At 43.6% G+C, this 16,553-nt stretch carries 16 protein-coding genes; 8 read left to right on the plus strand and 8 right to left on the minus strand.

Annotated features, from left to right (window positions below):
• Nucleotides 1-296: 296 nt before the first annotated feature.
• The 5 genes from NAF19_RS21220 to NAF19_RS21240 all read right to left on the minus strand — a co-directional run bounded on the left by NAF19_RS21220 (nt 297) and on the right by NAF19_RS21240 (nt 5,554).
• Nucleotides 297-2,279, minus strand: a complete 1,983-nt coding sequence (locus NAF19_RS21220; RefSeq protein WP_252792348.1) for a T9SS type B sorting domain-containing protein — start codon at nt 2,277-2,279, stop codon at nt 297-299.
• A gap of 265 nt (nt 2,280-2,544) precedes the next feature.
• Nucleotides 2,545-3,405: a sigma-70 family RNA polymerase sigma factor gene (locus NAF19_RS21225; protein ID WP_073404581.1), complete on the minus strand. Its 861-nt coding sequence runs from the start codon at nt 3,403-3,405 to the stop codon at nt 2,545-2,547.
• A gap of 162 nt (nt 3,406-3,567) precedes the next feature.
• Nucleotides 3,568-4,407 carry an MBL fold metallo-hydrolase gene (locus NAF19_RS21230; RefSeq protein WP_252792349.1) on the minus strand — a complete coding sequence of 280 codons (840 nt, stop codon included), beginning with the start codon at nt 4,405-4,407 and terminating at the stop codon, nt 3,568-3,570.
• A gap of 193 nt (nt 4,408-4,600) precedes the next feature.
• Complete coding sequence (locus NAF19_RS21235; protein WP_252792350.1) at nt 4,601-4,894, minus strand: hypothetical protein; 294 nt, start codon at nt 4,892-4,894, stop codon at nt 4,601-4,603.
• Nucleotides 4,895-4,900: 6 nt separating this feature from the next.
• Nucleotides 4,901-5,554 carry an ABC transporter ATP-binding protein gene (locus NAF19_RS21240; RefSeq protein WP_252792351.1) on the minus strand — a complete coding sequence of 218 codons (654 nt, stop codon included), beginning with the start codon at nt 5,552-5,554 and terminating at the stop codon, nt 4,901-4,903.
• Between the two features lie 369 nt (nt 5,555-5,923).
• Between NAF19_RS21240 and sucC the strand changes: the two genes are divergently transcribed.
• The 8 genes from sucC to NAF19_RS21280 all read left to right on the plus strand — a co-directional run bounded on the left by sucC (nt 5,924) and on the right by NAF19_RS21280 (nt 12,965).
• Nucleotides 5,924-7,117: an ADP-forming succinate--CoA ligase subunit beta gene (gene sucC / locus NAF19_RS21245; RefSeq protein WP_252792352.1), complete on the plus strand. Its 1,194-nt coding sequence runs from the start codon at nt 5,924-5,926 to the stop codon at nt 7,115-7,117.
• Between the two features lie 83 nt (nt 7,118-7,200).
• The gene (locus NAF19_RS21250; RefSeq protein ID WP_094572917.1) at nt 7,201-7,404 is read left to right on the plus strand and encodes a fructose-6-phosphate aldolase; all 204 of its coding nucleotides are present in this window, start codon (nt 7,201-7,203) and stop codon (nt 7,402-7,404) included.
• A 131-nt stretch (nt 7,405-7,535) separates the two neighbouring features.
• Nucleotides 7,536-8,213 (plus strand): cell division ATP-binding protein FtsE, encoded by a 678-nt coding sequence (locus NAF19_RS21255; protein WP_252792353.1) that lies wholly within the window; start codon nt 7,536-7,538, stop codon nt 8,211-8,213.
• Nucleotides 8,214-8,342: 129 nt separating this feature from the next.
• A complete protein-coding gene (locus NAF19_RS21260) occupies nt 8,343-8,690 on the plus strand; it encodes a hypothetical protein (protein ID WP_252792354.1) in 348 nt (115 codons plus the stop codon).
• 215 nt (nt 8,691-8,905) lie between these two features.
• Nucleotides 8,906-9,478 (plus strand): nucleotide exchange factor GrpE, encoded by a 573-nt coding sequence (locus NAF19_RS21265; protein ID WP_252792355.1) that lies wholly within the window; start codon nt 8,906-8,908, stop codon nt 9,476-9,478.
• 162 nt (nt 9,479-9,640) lie between these two features.
• Nucleotides 9,641-10,807: a molecular chaperone DnaJ gene (gene dnaJ / locus NAF19_RS21270; RefSeq protein WP_252792356.1), complete on the plus strand. Its 1,167-nt coding sequence runs from the start codon at nt 9,641-9,643 to the stop codon at nt 10,805-10,807.
• Between the two features lie 164 nt (nt 10,808-10,971).
• Nucleotides 10,972-11,574 (plus strand): hypothetical protein, encoded by a 603-nt coding sequence (locus NAF19_RS21275; RefSeq protein WP_252792357.1) that lies wholly within the window; start codon nt 10,972-10,974, stop codon nt 11,572-11,574.
• A gap of 227 nt (nt 11,575-11,801) precedes the next feature.
• Nucleotides 11,802-12,965 carry an exo-alpha-sialidase gene (locus tag NAF19_RS21280; RefSeq protein WP_252792358.1) on the plus strand — a complete coding sequence of 388 codons (1,164 nt, stop codon included), beginning with the start codon at nt 11,802-11,804 and terminating at the stop codon, nt 12,963-12,965.
• 105 nt (nt 12,966-13,070) lie between these two features.
• Here NAF19_RS21280 and NAF19_RS21285 read toward each other — a convergent pair whose 3' ends face one another.
• The 3 genes from NAF19_RS21285 to NAF19_RS21295 all read right to left on the minus strand — a co-directional run bounded on the left by NAF19_RS21285 (nt 13,071) and on the right by NAF19_RS21295 (nt 16,388).
• A complete protein-coding gene (locus tag NAF19_RS21285; RefSeq protein ID WP_252792359.1) occupies nt 13,071-14,111 on the minus strand; it encodes an AAA family ATPase in 1,041 nt (346 codons plus the stop codon).
• Between the two features lie 49 nt (nt 14,112-14,160).
• Nucleotides 14,161-14,871 carry an RNA ligase family protein gene (locus NAF19_RS21290; protein ID WP_252792360.1) on the minus strand — a complete coding sequence of 237 codons (711 nt, stop codon included), beginning with the start codon at nt 14,869-14,871 and terminating at the stop codon, nt 14,161-14,163.
• A 374-nt stretch (nt 14,872-15,245) separates the two neighbouring features.
• Complete coding sequence (locus NAF19_RS21295) at nt 15,246-16,388, minus strand: nucleoside hydrolase (protein WP_252792361.1); 1,143 nt, start codon at nt 16,386-16,388, stop codon at nt 15,246-15,248.
• Nucleotides 16,389-16,553 lie beyond the last annotated feature (165 nt).

Here is a 16,553-nt window from a genome sequence, read left to right on the forward strand (position 1 = left end):
TTGATGTGTTTTCTTTCCTTGCATGCGCTAATATACTAATAATCAATGTTTTAATCAATATTTCAAAGAACTTTATTTGCAAGCCCTTATTGGCTAGCTTAGTTGCGCAACGGCCACCTCTCCAAAGGAGAGGGTTTTGAAAAGGAATTTCCGGAGAGCGAAGCTCAAGTCCTCTCTTTTGGAGAGGATTATTACATGAGGGCCGCGCCGTTTAGGTGGGGCTAAGTAAGAGTTTGTGGTGTACCAATTCTTATATCGAACTCATATTAACTTAAGACGTTGGGCTTCCTTTCCCCCTACCTCACCAATAACACCCAGCCCGATTGTTTCGGCACATAATCATCCTTAAAATCGACAATATAATAATACGTACCTGCGGGTAGCCGGCTCCCATTCGCATTGCCGTCCCAGGGTTTGCTGTAGCCCACACTGTGGTAAACTAACTGCCCGTAGCGGTTGTAAACGTTAAACTCGGCTTTTGGGTAATTATCGGCGTTTTTGATAAACCAATTATCGTTGATGCCATCGCCGTTTGGCGAAAAGCTGTTCACCGCTGCAAGCACTTTATAAACCCGCACAAACACGGTACTGGTGGCCTCACCGCAGCTAACACCCGATACAACATGCAGCGTGTAGGTAATATCAACCGGCGATTTACAAGTTGGTGTTAAAGAGTTTGCGTCATCAAGGTAATCCGACGGTGTCCAATGTACCGAAATATTGCCCCCGGCTGCTATCCCGCTTAATTTCACGGTTTGCCCGTCGAACATTCTCAACGCCTTGCCGGCATCGGCAACCGGCTTTAGCAGCACTTTAACCGTTAGTTGTGCGGTAGGCTGTAAACTGCAGCCATCGTTGCTTACGGTTACCGTATAAAGCGTGGTTACCGATGGGCTTGCCATTGGGTTGGCAATATCGTCATGGTCGAGCCCGGTTGAAGGCTCCCATTTGTAGTGCGTGATATTATTACCGGTTGCGGTAAGCTGCACTGCATCGCCCTGGCAAACCTGCGCATCGCTTATTTGCTGAACAGATGGCGCCGCGAAGACCTTAACAGTGGTCGACGTGAAAAATGGGCAGTTATTTTTTGTTGCCCTAAGGGTATATACACCCTCATCGGCCAGGCTGGCGGTTTGGGTAACAACAGGGCTGTTTTCTGCTGATATATAATTATTCGGTCCTGTCCATAAATAAGTTTCGGCGCCCGACGCCCGTAGCTGTACCGGCTGCCCTTCGCAGGCGCTGGTATTTGCCGCCACCCCTACATCGGGCGGCGGGTAAACATTAACGGTAAGCGGGTCGGAATAAATGCGGCATTGCTCCGCGCCGATCGTTGCCTTGTTTAATATGCCTATCCTGTATTGATATTTACCTGCCGCAGCGTTCGGGAGGGTAACGTTTACTGTTAAACTTATTGCCCCCGGGATATCAACCCAGCCGTTACCGTCATTTAAATTCTGTTGCCATTTATAGTCAGGGTTATCGTAGCCGCTTTGCTGCGCTACCAAGGTATAGTCCAGGTTGTCATTCTGGCAGGTGCTTTTTGTGTCGATGTTACCAATTGTTGTAAACCCCGTTTGTATCAGCGGACCGCAGGCACTAAAGGTGATATCATCCAGCGCCAGGTCGTTCCCGTTACCACCTGCGCCATTATTAATCATCTTAACCACCAGGTCCGACCCATCCGATGGGCTGGTAAAAAAAGTGCCATACTGAACCCAGGTTGGTTCTTCGCTTTCTAATATGTCGCCCGTTTCATATTGTTTTACTAATGTGCCATCCGTTTTTTCAATCCTGAAAGTAATATTCGGCCTCGAGTAACCCTGGGTTTGCGGCAGCGGGCGCAGTATATTCATTATCCAGGCGGCAAACTGATAGGTAGTATTGGGACAAAGTTTACTGCCATCCACCTTATAGGTAAAAAATAGGCTCGGGTCAATGGTGGCGTTAATCACCATCATGTAACCAAAGTCCTCCCCTGTTACCAAACCCGTATGGTCTTTTGCCACAGCCTGCCATGTGCCACCTTTACATGAGGAGCCCATCCGCTGTAAAATAGCATACGTGCCATCATTTCCCCCGCAGCCAGGGCCATAAACATATGTTAAATCGGTAACACCTGCCGGAAGTGGTGATCCGCCATCAAACACGGTGCCATGCCCAAAAGTTTCGTTAATTACCGGTGCACCCAAACTGCCTGTACAGGTTTGCGCCTTAAGCCGGAAAGCGAAAGCACACATGAAACCAACTAAGAATACAGTGTATAAAATCCGGTGCATTGGGTTACAACAAAACTTGATGTATGCAACCTATAAAAATATAATTTATTGTGGATAAATGGTTAACTGACAGTAAAAAAGGAATTTTTCGTAGAGACGCGATGCTTCGCGTCTCCCGCCATACAGGTCGACCGTTTCCAAAATTCTGATTACCTGGCAGCAGGAGACGCAAAACATTGCGTCTCTACAATGATTCGCCTTAAAATAAAAACAAAAAAGCCGGAATTTCTCCCAGCTTTTTTTATCTTGATTCTTGACTCCTAAATTATCCCAGATACGATTTCAGGATTTTGCTTCTTGAAGTATGGCGTAAACGCTGCAGCGCCTTATCCTTTATCTGGCGAACACGTTCGCGGGTAAGGTTAAACTTCTCGCCAATTTCTTCCAGGGATAATGGGTGATTGGTACCTAACCCAAAGAACAGAACGATGATTTCGCGCTCGCGCTCAGTAAGCGTCGACAGCGAACGTTTTATTTCTTCGGATAACGATTCGTTGATTAATATCGAGTCGGTATTTGGCTCCTGGTTTTCCAGTACATCCAATAAAGTATTTTCTTCACCCTGTACAAACGGTGCATCCATTGATACATGGCGCCCAGAGTTGCTTAGCGTGTCTGATATTTTGTCGACAGTGGTTTCCAGCATATCAGCAAGTTCTTCGGGCGATGGTTCGCGCTCAAATTCCTGCTCTAGTTTTGAAAATGCTTTGCTTATTTTACTTAACGAGCCTACCTGGTTTAGCGGTAAACGCACTATACGCGACTGCTCGGCAATAGCCTGCAATATCGACTGACGGATCCACCAAACGGCGTATGATATAAATTTAAAACCTTTGGTTTCGTCAAAACGCTTTGCAGCTTTTATCAAACCTAAGTTACCTTCGTTTATTAAATCGCCAAGGGTAAGTCCCTGGTTTTGATATTGCTTAGCTACCGAAACCACGAAACGAAGGTTGGTTTTTGTTAAGCGCTCTAAAGCCGCCTGGTCACCTTCCCGTATTTTTTGAGCTAAAATTACTTCTTCTTCGGCTGTTATCAGGTCAACTTTACCAATTTCGTGCAGATATTTATCAAGTGATTGCGACTCACGATTGGTAATAGATTGTGTTATTTTGAGTTGTCTCATTTATATTTATTAACCTCGATTGTGTTGTTTTTAGAAATGAACGTGCAAAGCTATAAAATTGTTATAGAAAATTTTCAGGAATCTTCAATAAAATAAATATTTACATTTTACTGATTTCATGTGTGTTATTGCACGGTTTTTGTGGTTGGCGGCGCATAATTCTCATATATCATTCAGGTTAAAAGTTTCGTTTAGTTTTATCCCTTTTTCGGTATTCTTAAGCGTACAACACTCATTCACCGGGTCGTGTTCAAGGTACAAAATATATTCTTTTTCCGCAGCTTCGGTTAAAAAAAGTTTTTTTTCGCGTAAAGTTGTCAACGGAAACATGTCATAAGCCATCACATAAGGCAGCGGTATGTGCCCGGTTGATGGCAGCAAATCAGCCATGTACAAAATGCTTTTTTCTTTGTAGCTGATGAGCGGCAGCATCATGGCATCGGTATGCCCGTAAACAAATCTTACATTAAAATTATCGCTAAATTTTACGCCGTCTTCCGTCGAAATAAACTTAAGCTGCCCGCATTCCTGTATCGGTAAAATATTTTCTTTTAAAAACGATGCTTTCTCGCGATCGTTTGGATTAACGGCCCAGTCCCAGTGCTGTGCGTTGCTCCAATAGGTTGCGTTTTTAAAAGTCGGCAATAATTTTTCTCCATCCCTAACTACCGCCCCGCCCACATGGTCGAAATGCAGGTGGGTTAAAAACACATCAGTAATATCATCGCGGTGAAAACCCAGCGTGGCTAACGATTTATCAAGCGTAGCATCGCCGTGCAAATAATAATGACTAAAAAACTTTTCATCCTGTTTGTTGCCGATTCCGGTATCAATCAAAATTAATTTACCGCCATCCTCAACCAGCAGGCAGCGCATGGCCCAGGTGCACAGGTTATTTTCGTCGGCAGGGTTGGTCCTGCTCCACAGTGCTTTGGGCACGACGCCAAACATGGCGCCGCCGTCAAGTTTAAAAAAGCCGGTATTTATTGTGTGTAGTTTCATAGTCGATGGTCTCCCCCATCGTCATTGCGAAGAACAGCCTGTCCCGACTTATTCGGGAAAGCAACCTCTGCACTCGCTAATCAATGGACCAAAAACTTTGTGGTGACCAAAATGCGGTTTCAAGGTCACCACAAAAAAAAGGTCCTCGACTGTCCTTAGTAGAGATTGCTTCGGTCCTCGCAATGACGCGTGGTTATTTGTTTTTTATATCTTTTAATTCGATTCCAAATTCTGTAAACAATTGCCCGGCTATACGAAGGTTGCTATATTCTTCATCTCCTAAAGCATAAACCACCTCTATCTCTTTATCCAAACACAAAGTCAGCATCTCATGCGCATATGATAATGATGCGGGTTTTGGCAGCTTTACAATTTGCATAAATGCCGGCATTTCCTGGTAATCGCCTAAAATAACCGTATCACCGGCAAGCTGGTTTTTTAGCCGGTGCGCTTCGGCAGATGTGGCAGCAGTTATCAAAACATTCATATCAACTTACTGAACTATTAAACCATCCTTCATCGATACCGTGCGATCACTCATATCAGCCAGGTCCTGGTTATGGGTAACAATAACAAATGTTTGGTTAAACTCTTTGCGCAGCCTGATAAACAATTCATGCAGTTCCAAAGAGTTGGCCGAATCCAAATTTCCTGAAGGCTCATCAGCAAAAATAATCGAGGGACTGTTGATCAGCGCTCTGGCTACCGCCACCCTTTGCTGCTCGCCGCCAGATAGCTGGTTTGGCTTGTGGTTCAGCCTGTCGCCCAAGCCGAGCAGGTCAAGCAGTTCAGTTGCGCGCTTTTCGGCATCTTTACGGGGTGTTCCGGCAATAAATGCCGGGATACAAACATTTTCAATCGCATCAAACTCGCCCAGCAAATGGTGAAACTGGAAGATAAAACCTAAGCGCTGGTTGCGAAAGGCGCTCAAATCTTTATTATTCAAGCCACTCACTTCAGTATTATCAATATAAATTTTGCCGATGTCGGGCCGGTCCAAGGTACCTAAAATATTCAGCAGCGTGCTTTTACCCGCGCCGGATGCGCCCACGATAGTCACAATTTCGCCTTCGCCAACTTCAAAATCGACGCCCTTTAGTATTTGCAGCTGGCCGTATGCTTTATGGATATTTTTAGCTTTGAGCATGGGCGAATTTAGAGATTAGTGATTAGAGATTGGAGATTAGGTGAAAAAATATTCATCTTATCTCCGCCGGATTAAAATCCGGCGCTACAAAATGCATCGAGCCGATGGCTCTTTTAGCTGTTTTGAAGCGAAAACCCGTGTTCGATGGAAAATCTAAAGAGGCGTAGCCTCGGCCCATGTTGTAGCGCTGGATTTTAATCCAGCGACTTCAGTACGGCATTTTAACCCGGTATAAAGTGTCCGGTTCACATCGCAGTCGTCAAACAAAAATTTTACTCACCAAAAAGTAAAAAACTACCCTCTAAACTCCGCCCTCTAATCACTAATCTCAAACAAAATCCTAACTTTACCGGAAATTCTTTACACAACATGAATATTCACGAATATCAGGGTAAATCCATACTAAAAAGCTTTGGCGTTAGGGTACAGGAAGGCATTGTTGCCGATACCGTTGACCAGGCTGTTGAAGCTGCGAAAAAAATGAAAGAAGATTACGGCTCGGACTGGGTGGTAATTAAAGCGCAGATACATGCCGGTGGCCGCGGTAAAGGCGGCGGCGTTAAGCTGGCAAAAAACCTGGACGAGGTAAAAGAAAAAGCAACCAATATTTTAGGCATGCAACTGATTACCCCGCAAACCGGCCCCGAAGGCAAGCTGGTGAGCAAGGTACTGGTAGCACAGGACGTTTACTATCCCGGCGAAAGTGAAACCAAAGAATTTTATATAAGCGTTTTGCTCGACAGGGCAAAGGGCCGCAACATTATCATGTACTCAACCGAAGGCGGTATGGATATCGAGGAAGTTGCACACTCAACCCCGCACCTGATACATAAAGAAGAAATTGATCCTAAAGTTGGCCTGCAGGGCTTCCAGGCTCGTAAAATTGCCTTCAACTTAGGTTTATCGGGCGATGCGTTTAAGGATATGGTGAAGTTCATCACATCTTTATACAAAGCATATGATGCTACCGATTCTTCTCAATTTGAAATTAACCCGGTTTTAAAAACATCGGATAACAAAATATTAGCTGTTGACGCCAAGGTGAACCTGGACGACAACGGATTGTTCCGCCATCCTGATTTCGCTGCCATGCGCGATGAGGCCGAAGAAGACCCGATGGAAGTTGAAGCTAGCAAAAGCAACCTTAACTTTGTAAAGCTTGACGGTAACGTAGGCTGTATGGTTAACGGCGCTGGCTTGGCCATGGCTACCATGGACATCATCAAGATCGCCGGCGGCGAGCCTGCTAACTTTTTGGACGTTGGCGGTACTGCCAATGCCGAAACTGTAAAAGCAGCTTTCAACATCATATTAAAAGATCCTAACGTAAAAGCAATCCTGATCAACATTTTCGGTGGTATAGTGCGTTGCGACCGTGTGGCCCAGGGTGTAATTGACGCTTACCATGAAATAGGCAATATCCCGGTTCCAATTATCGTTCGTTTACAAGGCACCAACGCTGTTGAAGCCAAAGAACTGATTGACAAATCGGGCTTAAAAGTTTACTCGGCCATATTGCTTAAAGAAGCAGCAGAACGGGTTAAGGAAGTGTTAGCGCTTTAGCGCCTATCATTAGGTCATTGCGTCATTAAGTCATTGTTAAGTGGTATAATGACCTAATGACCTAATGACTTAATGACCACAAAATGTATATAATTAAAGTTAAAGGCGTTGCCAAAATACCTGATTACGTACAGTTAAGGGACGATAAGTTTACGTTGCTGGCTTATTTTCGGGTCGACAGGCCTGATAAATCGCTGGACAAGGTGGGGCTCCAGGATAAGACGGAATACATTATGAATATAATTAAGGATTTGCCGTTTGGGCAGATCCTTAAACTGGAATTGTGAATATTCATTAGTTCACTGGTTCATTAGTTCATTGGTGGTTGATGGCAATTTTAGCCATATGGCCTGCTGATGGGCCCAATGAACAATTGAACTAATGAACCATTGAACAACTACACCAATAAACAAAAAGTATGAATTCAATTATAAAGCTGCAAAACGTTGATATTTTTCAGCAGGCTCACCTGGTACTGTCGGGTGTTAATTTGCATATTGATAAGGGCGATTTTGTTTGGCTGATAGGACAAACAGGTTCCGGCAAAAGCAGCCTGCTAAAAGTTATTTATGGCGATGTTACCATTAACACCGGCTCGGGGTACGCTTGCGGCTATGATTTGAACCATATTAAAAGTAATGAAATTCCGTTTCTGCGCCGCAAGCTGGGCATTGTTTTCCAGGATTTTCAATTACTAACCGACCGCTCTGTTGAAGCGAATTTGGAGTTTGTGATGCGTGCCACCGGCTGGACAGATAAAAAACTTATTGCTGATCGCTCTCTCGACGTTTTGGAGAAAGTGGGACTGCGCTCAAAACTTAAAAAAATGCCGCATGAGTTGTCAGGCGGCGAGCAGCAACGCGTTGTAATAGCCCGCGCCCTGCTAAACGATCCTGAAATAATGCTTGCCGACGAACCCACTGGCAACCTTGACCCTGACACATCCGAAGAAATTGTATTGTTGTTGAAACAAATCAGCCAGTCGGGCACAGCGGTGTTAATTGCCACGCACGATTATCATATCATCCGTACTTTCCCATCGCGCATAATTAAATGCGAGAATGGTAAAGTGTTGGAGGACGTAAAGATTGCTTAGTTCAGTTGGCAGTTATTAGGGTAATGTCTTCGTTTTGATATTTACGGACCAAAATACATTTGCAATCCGTGGCGTTACAATGGGTAAACGATAGAGCCCCGCGGAACCCGCCATTAGCAAAAGGAAATTATGTTTAATTGGTTCAAAAGAAATAGCCAAGGAAAGTCGATTCTTGCGAATTGGAATATTGAAGATATCCCAGGCTTCGAAAAGATTTACAATCCTGATTCTGTTCAATATGTGAACAACGACGGCAGCAAAGTAATATACTTTTCAGTACTCACAGTTAGCGGTAATGATCTTTTTCCAATTGATGCTTATACTGTTGATCCCTCTGTAATAGAAGACACCAATGGATGGAAGTTGAAAGGGGCGAAGAAATCTAAAAATCAAATTCTCGTGTGCGTTATTTCAGGTGTTAATCCGGATGATATTGGATGGGCTAAAGCATTCTTTGATTCCATCAAGCCACGTTAACATTTAACTGAAACGCTACTGTTATTAGTTTGCAGTAGATGTTGCCTGCAAACTGTAAACGGCAAACTGTAAACTTTTCCTAAACACTGCCAATTGCAAACTGACAACTGCAAACTTTTCCCAAATACTGCCAACTGCGCACAGCAAACTGCAAACTGACTGCCACGATGTCGGCTTTCCATCAATGGCAGGATACTTGATTGGCACTACTAGCTATGAATTTTAACGACATGTTGAAGAAAAAAAAGAAAGAACCAGTGGAGAACACCGAAGAAATAAATACAACTGTGAATGAAAACGAGCAGGATATAGATCAGCAGGCCGATGAAAATGTAACCTCGCCGGTTGATACGCTAAAACAAGAACTGTCGCTTGCAAATGATAAATACTTGCGCTTATATGCAGAGTTTGATAACTTCCGCAGGCGTACTATCAAAGAGCGTGAGGAAGACAGGAAATTGGAAGGTAAAGACCTTATTGTTTCGTTGCTGCCGGTGCTGGACGATTTTGAGCGTGCGTCGCGCGCGATGGAAACTGCAACCGATATTGCCCCGGTTAAAGAAGGCGTTGCGCTTATACAGAACAAATTAAAAAATGCGCTTACCAAACATGGTCTGAAAGAAATGGAATCTATAGGTACCACTTTCGACCCTGATTTACAGGAAGCCATCACCAATATACCAGCCCCTACCGACGACCTGAAGGGCAAAGTAGTTGACGAAATGGAAAAAGGTTATTTGTTGAATGACAGGGTAGTGCGTTTTGCAAAAGTAATAGTTGGAGCGTAAGTTAATTAGTGAATTGGTGATTTAGTGAGTTAGTGACTGGCCAACCAGTTAATTCGCTAAATCACTAATTAATTTAAACATATATTGAAAAAAGAATTATCGGATCGGAATTGGGTTTAACTCACTCAATCACTAATTCAGTAATTCAATAATTATTCCCCCATGTCTAAAAGAGATTACTACGATGTGCTTGGCGTAGCAAAAGGTGCCGATGCAGATGAGATAAAAAAGGCTTATCGCAAAATGGCCATAAAATATCACCCGGATAAAAATGAGGGTGACAAAGCTGCCGAAGATAAGTTTAAGGAAGCGGCCGAGGCATACGAGGTTTTAAGTAATCCCGAAAAACGTCAGCGTTATGACCAGTTTGGTCACTCAGCCAATGCACATTCGGCCAACGGCGGCGGTTTTGGCGGCGGCGGCATGGATATGAACGACATATTCAGCCAGTTTGGCGATATATTTGGCGGCGGCAGTCCGTTCGAAGGCTTTTTTGGCGGCGGTGGCAGGCAAAGCAGCGGTGGCGGCAGGCGTGTTCAGCGCGGCAGCAACCTGCGCATTAAAGTACGCCTGACGCTTGAAGAAATAGCCAATGGCGCCGAGAAGAAGATAAAGGTAAACAAGCAGATTGTCTGTAAAACCTGCGACGGCACCGGCGCAAAAGATAAAGCATCGTTCCAAACCTGTAAAACATGTGGCGGCCAGGGCGCAGTGCGCAGGGTTACCAACACTATTTTGGGCCAGATGCAAACCACCAGCACCTGCCCTACCTGTAACGGCGAAGGCTCAACGATCACTTCTAAATGTACCGTTTGTCATGGTGACGGTGTTGTACGCGGCGAAGAAACCATCAGCATAAATATACCTGCAGGCGTAAGCGAAGGCATGCAGCTCAGCATGAGCGGCAAAGGTAACTCGGCCCCACGCGGCGGTGTACCGGGCGACTTAATCATACTGATTGAAGAAATCCCTCACGAAACCCTTAAGCGCGACGGCAACAATGTAATATACGATTTACACGTAAACTTTGTAGACGCCACCCTCGGCACCAGTGTTGAAGTGCCAACCATTGATGGCAAGGTTAAAATAAAGTTAGACCCCGGAACCCAGAGCGGCAAAATACTCCGTCTAAAAAGCAAAGGCGTACCCGAAGTAAACTCCTACCGCCGCGGCGACCAGCTGGTACACATCAACATCTGGACACCAAAGGCCCTTAGCCGCGAAGAGCGCGAGCTATTGGAAAAGCTGCAAAGCTCGCCGAATTTTAAGCCTAACCCAGGCAAGAATGAAAAGAGTTTCTTCGAAAGAATGAAAGAGTACTTTGAGTAAGGCATAGTCCGAAAGTCGGAAAGGCCGAAAGTCCGGAAGATAAAATTAGAGAAAGTTAAAAAATAAAGGCAGGAAAGCCTGAAAGCCTGAAATTCTAATAATTTCAGGCTTTCTTGTTTATAATTATTAAGTTTAATCTTATTTAAAAAACTGCACTTATTTTTATGAAGGTTAATCTAAAAACAAACCTGGTTGTAATAATTTTAACAATTATTTACGGGCTTCTTATTGTAACGTCGCTTTTTATAAAAGATGGTAGCGAATCAGGAACATATACATTGCTTTTTACATTGGATATCGGATTGAAAACTTTATTCGCTTTGCTCCTATTTTATTTAACAAGGGTATTGATTGCCTTTAATGAAAAGAAATCAATAGTAATAGCTTTCATAATGTATACTTTCATACAAACTATTTACCTTATAGACGACATTATGCCTGGTTTGGTATTCATAGGCGGCTATATCTTTTTACTTGAAATGCTAACATTCCTTACAGTTACTTATTTATTTATCCAGATATTCAGAATTCAAAACCCGCATATAGGACTATCGTTTAGATTATTTGGTGTAAGTATTTTTATTTTATTTCTTAAAGAAATGATAGTGCCGATGATATTCAGGAATTCCTCCTTTCTGGAGAACACCAATAATCTGCAATTTTTAGACATCATTAAATCGCTAACCATTCTTTTTATATTAAAAAGGGTTGCTGAATTCCTTAAAAATAGAGATGATCAAAGTCTACAAGTCAGTCTTAAGTTGTGAAGCATTCAGTCTAGCGAAAGCTACATAGTTCCTAAAAGTGTAAACTCTTTTCCGGGCAAAAACGACAAAAGTCTTTTCGAGCGGATGAAGGAGTATTTTGAGTAGGGATTCCGAAAGTCGGAAAAGTCAGTAGAGACCGAAAGATAGATAAGGGAAAGCCCAAAGTTGTTATTGACTTTGGGCTTTTTGTTTGGCATGATTTATTATATTGCGATACATCCGGCAATATGTACTTCGATATCAAATTTAGATTTACCGTAGCTTTACTGTTTTGTTGTTCTTTTGGCTTCTCTCAACCTAATGACATTAGTAACAGCTATCAAACAAAATCGGGTATAGCGCATTTGAAAATTGAGCGGTCGATGATCTATACGCCGGGCAAAGACTGGCTGTACAACCATCACCCGTCCATTATTCATTTTAAAGGTAAGTTTATAGCCATTTGGTCTGATGGGTTAATTGACGAAGATTCACCAGGCCAAAGGGTAGTTTATGCAACTTCGGCAGATTTCTTTCATTGGTCTGCTGCAACGCCGCTTGCATTACCCACAAAAATAAATGACACATTAACGGTACTTACTGCAGCCGGTTTATACCAACATAAAGGAACGCTGGTGGCCTATTATGGTGAATACACACACAACCGGCAAAACACACATCTTTGGGCAAAAACGAGTAAAGATGGTGAGCATTGGAGCCAGCCCATTGATCTTCATCTACCGCTGATCCCGAATCACGGCCCCGAGCCAACAAAAAACGGAAGATTAATTATAAGCGGTAATTTCTTATTCCCTTATACCGATGATCCTTATGGAATATCTGGCTGGAAGATTAGCAGTCCCTACCCAGACTCCCTTTATAAACAAGATAATTCGGCCGCTTTTTATACCCCGGCTGCAAAACTTGGCTTACCCCCACTTTGTGAGGGTGCCTTTTTTCAGACTGACGACATCATATTGCACATGTTATTGCGTGTTACCGGCAAAGGCTGGAAGGGCCGGTTGTGGGTAACCGAAAGCAAGGATAATGGCGAATCATGGTCCAGGCCAATAGAAACCCCCTTTTCCGACAATGACAGCAAGTTCCATTTTGGCCGCCTGCCTGATAAACGCTTTTACTACGTTGGCATACCGGATACCCTGCATCATTACGAACGTAACCCATTGGTGCTGTCCTTATCAACTAACGGCAAAAAATTCAATAAAAATTACATTATAGCCGATGAACCATATCATCTTAAAAAAGAGGGCCTATGGAAAGGCGGACAATATGGTTACCCACATACCATTATTTACAAGAACTATATGTATGTGGTAATTTCCCGGCAAAAGGAATCAATTGAGGTGCTGAGGTTTGGGTTGAAGGGATTGGGGGAGCACCCAACGTTTTAGGGGGGGGGATTTAAGTAGCTTTGCAAAAACGGAAATCAATACGGCTATTTTTCTTTTTTTTCGTTAAAAAGAAGCCCAAAGCTGTGATTAACTTTGGGCCTTTGATTATTCAACGTGGTAAGTTACATCGTGTGCCTCCCAGCGGGCCGGCACCTCGAGTTTATCAATCAGTTTTTCCATAACCGCATTAGGTACCATTTCCTCGCGGTCACGGTTTTGTTTATGGAGATGCTGATAGGGCACCTCGATATAAACGATTTTAACTTTGGCCTTGTAGGTTAAGAATAAATCTATTAGTTGAAGTCGCATTTGCCGGGTTGTGTTAGTGGCATTCCAGATAAAACCCTCTCCTTTTCTTAAAAACACCCGTGCCTGTTCTTTTGCCTCCTGTATTACCTGGCCGTTGCCTGTTTTATCAGTTGGCGAAATACCTTTCTTAACCCGTATATCATCCAACGAAACTACAGGCATATCAGGATAATGCTTTTTGACAAACGTATTTTTACCAGCGCCCGGAAGCCCGCTTAATAAAATTACTTCTGCGGCAGTTTGCTCAAAGGGAACATAATCGACAGCACTATTTTCATGATTAGCGTAATACATTAACGCATCTTCGGATTCAAATGCTCTGGGCGTTCCCCAGCAATTTTGCTCACGGCAATACGCTTCAAAGCAATCGATCCTGTATAGCATTTCATCCTGGTCGTTACAGACACGGCCTAGCATATCTGCTTTGGCCAGTAAAGCAAGCCATTCGGTGTTTACTTCCATACTTGCCATTATCAGCGCCTTCAAAGGATCTGGTTTTTCGAATATCCAAATCGGCAACCCATGATACCGTACCAGGCCAACAACTTGTTCGCGTATGGCGAACGGTGCAGGCACATCCCTGTAAAGTATCTGCCTTGCTGTCATCGCTCCTTTCCGTGCATGCCCGTTCGATGTGATTCTGCCATCTGATTCAATTACTGTGGTGCTATATTTTTCGACATCATGCAGTAAAGCAGCCGCCCAAAGTATTTCCTGTTCCTGCAAGCCCAAGCGCTGAAAGGAATTTTCGACCACAAGCGCGCTTAATACCATTTGCGCGTGAACGCCCACGTTACCTTCAGCATGATAGTATGAATCCTGCGGTACAGTCTGCATTCGCTGAACCCACTCAAATCGAGTTTCGAGGTGTGCCCAATCTTTAGTCTCACTTAAAGTCCACATAGCCACCTCCTTCGTTTATTAATCCCGCGCGCTTCCAGTTGCGCGTCCAATGCTGGTCTGTTTTCACATGTCCTTTTCTAACATATTTAAAAACATTATCAGCAAAGTCGTTAACGCTGTATCCTTCGGCGTTCCGGGTTACAATTCCTTCAATGGTTGCCGGCGCCTGGGTTTGTATATCAAAAGGCTCGAATGTCCCCCTGCTTGTCGTTAATGCCAAAAAGTCTTTTTCAAATACAATTTGGTCAGCCGGGGTTTTCAAAGTACTTATCACAGGTACAACGGGTAAGCCTATCATATCGGCATAAAATTTCGTTTCGTCCCAGCCCAGCCATCGGTCGTTCTCCCTGATACCAAACACATAAAAATGATGTTCTAGGTTTCGGTATTCAATTGAATGAATAGCGTAAAGGTTTTCGACAAAAATCTCTAACGACCCTAAGTCATTTTTAATTAATTGCCAAAAACGCCGTATGCTTTCGCTCCATGCAGATGTTGTTGGTGCAGCGTGCGAACGCGCAAATACGCCGTATTTCGACAGGCAATTATTTTCGCCATCAAGTTTTTCGGTATGAATTAAATTGGGAATCTTTTGAAGATGCTCCCAGTAGTCGTGCTTAATTCTGTCGTCGCTGGTTGTTCCGGGCGAAAACGGGTAATGATAAGTACGACCATATTTTTGTGAAATAGCCATGTTTTTTAAATTAAATAAAAGGAAATAGAAATCTTTACCTCCCCAGGATGGGAAGGCCATTATACATTTAATATGCTAATGAGATTACATGGCTCAAGGCGTTACAATATTTTTTAACTGCGACAAATATAATAATTAAATTTAACACACACGCCCGCCTGGAAAACGCGGGCTATCACGAAGCGTTCCGATGGAACGCAGGGCACACTTGATAATTTGCGGCTACCGACGAAGTGTTCCTACGGAACACCAAAAAATTGTCAAGTGTCAAATATTGCTGCTTCCATGTTCCATAGGAACATTTCGTCGGTAGAAAAACAAAGCGATATTTCTTCGTTCCATAGGAACGATTCGTGATAAACACTTGACAGTCTTCAATTGCTCTTCTCCGCCCTCGCAATTTCCTTTTCTCTTCGGTTAATATTCGCCTCTATCTTATCAATCTTCCGGTTTAGCGCTTCAATTTTGGCTATCCTGTCACTGGTTGAGCCAGTCATCAGGGAACTGCCGGTCGTTTTTCTATGGATGATTTTGCCGGCCGGCTGGTGCATTAGCAATGTATTGATTATATCCTGCACCACTTTATAATCCACCTTTTCAATTATGTACGCTTGATTGGTTCCGCCTTCATCCCAGCCATTGCTGCCATCCGTGGCTACCGTTATTTTGCCTTTGTGAAGCGTGTACCATTGGCCGTATCCTTTTATGGCAATTAGCACAGCAGTTTCGTCCCAACTACAGCGTCCCAGCGAATCTTCCTTAGCCATTGGGATAGAAAGCTTAAACACATCTTTTACCGGCGAGTTTTTTATAGAGGCATTACCTATCAGCGGTAAACCGGCCTTAATCTTCACCCCTATTTCAAACCCGCTGAATATTACCGGCGTACCCCAGTTATCGTATACATTTTTGGAGGCCGGGGCATCTTTCATAATGTTAAACTCATAGCCCGATGGAAATTTTCCGCCCATAGATACCAGCAGTTTTACCTTTCTTTTCACCAACTCTTTCCCTGTTAACGACGAATACCCATCAGCCGTGGTATTTAATAAATTAGACAGGTTGGTTAAAAAGCCAACCGTAACAATAGTTACGCTGTTATCGGGCTGTAGGGCCAATATTTTACGGTAAAGCGTTACTGCATCAGCCGCTTCAGCGTTTGTTTTTATTTTATGGGGATATTTTGCCAGCAAGGTGTCTGTCCAGTGCTGAAAGTCGCGCAGGTCCTGGGCATCGCCTTTGGGCACGCCGATTGGGATATTGGGGCGGTTAAAGTAAGTGTTAAATACGTTAAGCACACCTGCCACACCCTCGTATTTGGTACTGGCAATGGTAGCCAGTATTTTAGCCTCGCCTTTATCAGCCAGCGCGTGCAAAATAGTTATCGCACCCACATCGTCATAATCAGGCCCCATATCGCTGTCAAAAATAATATTCACCCGGGCAGGCTTAGTCTGCGAAAAAGCATTGATCGCGCAGCAAATAAAAAGAACGTACAGGGCGGATTTAAGCTTCATTTTTATAGAAGTTGATTGAGTTGTATTAAGTTAGATTGAGTTGATTAAGTTTAATACAGCGCATTGTTAAAGGTATCAACAATTAGCTTCCGAAACAATAGGCGTTCGATCCGGCAAATCGTAACATCATAGACATATTTACAAATAATCCTGTAAATCCTGTAA

This window comes from Mucilaginibacter flavidus (assembly GCF_024055575.1).
Classification (GTDB): domain Bacteria; phylum Bacteroidota; class Bacteroidia; order Sphingobacteriales; family Sphingobacteriaceae; genus Mucilaginibacter; species Mucilaginibacter flavidus.

Coding starts and splice junctions, on each gene's coding strand:
- NAF19_RS21220 (WP_252792348.1), bottom strand. CDS start 2,279: ATGCACCGGATTTTATACACTGTATTCTTAGTTGGTTTCATGTGTGCT.
- NAF19_RS21225 (WP_073404581.1), bottom strand. CDS start 3,405: ATGAGACAACTCAAAATAACACAATCTATTACCAATCGTGAGTCGCAA.
- NAF19_RS21230 (WP_252792349.1), bottom strand. CDS start 4,407: ATGAAACTACACACAATAAATACCGGCTTTTTTAAACTTGACGGCGGC.
- NAF19_RS21235 (WP_252792350.1), bottom strand. CDS start 4,894: ATGAATGTTTTGATAACTGCTGCCACATCTGCCGAAGCGCACCGGCTA.
- NAF19_RS21240 (WP_252792351.1), bottom strand. CDS start 5,554: ATGCTCAAAGCTAAAAATATCCATAAAGCATACGGCCAGCTGCAAATA.
- sucC (WP_252792352.1), top strand. CDS start 5,924: ATGAATATTCACGAATATCAGGGTAAATCCATACTAAAAAGCTTTGGC.
- NAF19_RS21250 (WP_094572917.1), top strand. CDS start 7,201: ATGTATATAATTAAAGTTAAAGGCGTTGCCAAAATACCTGATTACGTA.
- NAF19_RS21255 (WP_252792353.1), top strand. CDS start 7,536: ATGAATTCAATTATAAAGCTGCAAAACGTTGATATTTTTCAGCAGGCT.
- NAF19_RS21260 (WP_252792354.1), top strand. CDS start 8,343: ATGTTTAATTGGTTCAAAAGAAATAGCCAAGGAAAGTCGATTCTTGCG.
- NAF19_RS21265 (WP_252792355.1), top strand. CDS start 8,906: ATGAATTTTAACGACATGTTGAAGAAAAAAAAGAAAGAACCAGTGGAG.
- dnaJ (WP_252792356.1), top strand. CDS start 9,641: ATGTCTAAAAGAGATTACTACGATGTGCTTGGCGTAGCAAAAGGTGCC.
- NAF19_RS21275 (WP_252792357.1), top strand. CDS start 10,972: ATGAAGGTTAATCTAAAAACAAACCTGGTTGTAATAATTTTAACAATT.
- NAF19_RS21280 (WP_252792358.1), top strand. CDS start 11,802: ATGTACTTCGATATCAAATTTAGATTTACCGTAGCTTTACTGTTTTGT.
- NAF19_RS21285 (WP_252792359.1), bottom strand. CDS start 14,111: ATGCAGACTGTACCGCAGGATTCATACTATCATGCTGAAGGTAACGTG.
- NAF19_RS21290 (WP_252792360.1), bottom strand. CDS start 14,871: ATGGCTATTTCACAAAAATATGGTCGTACTTATCATTACCCGTTTTCG.
- NAF19_RS21295 (WP_252792361.1), bottom strand. CDS start 16,388: ATGAAGCTTAAATCCGCCCTGTACGTTCTTTTTATTTGCTGCGCGATC.